1 protein-coding gene is annotated in these 255 nt (G+C 47.1%); it reads left to right on the top strand.

Features of this window, described 5'->3' with window-relative positions; translation table 11 throughout:
• Positions 1 to 255 (top strand): hypothetical protein (locus ACXAG1_RS17005; protein ID WP_475120341.1); only part of this gene is annotated, 255 nt, incomplete at both ends.

Here is a 255-nt window from a genome sequence, read left to right as displayed (position 1 = left end):
CGCCACCGACCTCTCAGTGGTTTTTGATGAAACAGTTAGTTTTTCAAATATTATTTTTAGTGATGTAGAGGTGATTGACACGAATGGCGGGGATCTCTTAGGTGGAGGTGCCAATGAGAAATTCAGTGTCAGTGGTTCTGATGTGTCCGTCGATCTCCTTGATACCGATGGTCAGGTCACAGATAGCAGCTCGTTTAGCTACACCGGACTTGGTCAAGTGCTCGGTAATGGTGGGGCCAATTCTATTGCTGCAGG

The sequence above is a fragment of the Microbulbifer sp. ABE4_465 genome (genome assembly GCF_056160765.1).
This window is presented reverse-complemented; position numbering and strand designations above follow the sequence as displayed.